The following is a 967-nucleotide window of genomic DNA, read 5'->3' on the forward strand; positions in this document are numbered from 1 at the left end:
AACGTGAAACCGTACTGAAAGCCCGAACATCCACCACCTGTTACATAAACACGTAGTTTCAATTCTGGATTTTCTTCTTCCTCGATTAGATTTCTTACCTTAGTAGCCGCGGCATCGGTAAAGACTAATGGAGAAGGGATATGTGACTCAACAACGCTCATTGGGACTCCGGAGTACTCAAACTTCGCGCAATTATCCGCTTATCCGACAAAAACAGTCAAGTATTACTCGCCCTGCGATGCAACTGCCTTCAATGCTACTGCATCTGAGACATTTTCTTTATCCCCAACTACTTGGTCTTCTGGTGAAGGTTGCTTCTGATGAACAAGGTTTCCGTTTACTTCGGCTCCCATCGCCATCTCGATTAAGTTGTAATAGACATTACCCTTAACCGACGCATTTTCAGCTAGTTCGACATGCTTTGATGCATATACATCACCATAAACCGTACCGTTAATGATGATATGTGGTGCAATAACATCACCATCTATTTCACCAATATCACTAATACGAACAACTGCTTCTTGATCATCGGTAGAGCGAATCGTACCTTTGATTAAGCCATCAATATGTAGGCCCCCAGAAAACTGAATATCACCTTCCATGCTCGTTTTACTGCTGATTAGCGTTTCAAACGGAACATTATGAGATTTAGCGATATCTTTGCGTTTGTTTTTTCCCCACATATAAACCTCTACCTATTCTTCTAAGACCGCAACGCTTGGTGCTGCGGTTAACGCAGGTATCAGCTCTTGCCAAGCGACATTGCGTTCTACACGCGATGCACTTTTCCCTTTGCTCTGAGCAACCACTTGAATATTTTCGGGCTCAAAATTTTCGGGCAAGATCAGCTCACCTGCAAATTCTTGGAAATATCTAAAACGGAATTTCATTCCTAACTCTTCAACCTCAGACACATCTCGAAGAGGAAGAATGACACTCTCTGAATCACGTTGACCAATCAAGT

2 protein-coding genes and 1 pseudogene are annotated in these 967 nt (G+C 42.7%); all 3 read right to left on the minus strand.

Translation table 11 applies throughout. From position 1 onward, the window contains the following. Nucleotides 1-161 (minus strand): annotated as a pseudogene (locus A3739_RS28975) (iron-sulfur cluster insertion protein ErpA); the annotation flags it as partial. A gap of 63 nt (nt 162-224) precedes the next feature. Continuing rightward, nucleotides 225-686, minus strand: coding sequence for a polymer-forming cytoskeletal protein (locus A3739_RS24375; RefSeq protein WP_068501677.1), 462 nt, complete (start codon nt 684-686; stop codon nt 225-227). A 12-nt stretch (nt 687-698) separates the two neighbouring features. Continuing rightward, the coding region (locus tag A3739_RS30355; protein ID WP_369821121.1) for a DUF6776 family protein at nt 699-967 on the minus strand (269 nt) is incomplete at its 5' end.

Source organism: Oleiphilus sp. HI0067 (assembly GCF_001635735.1).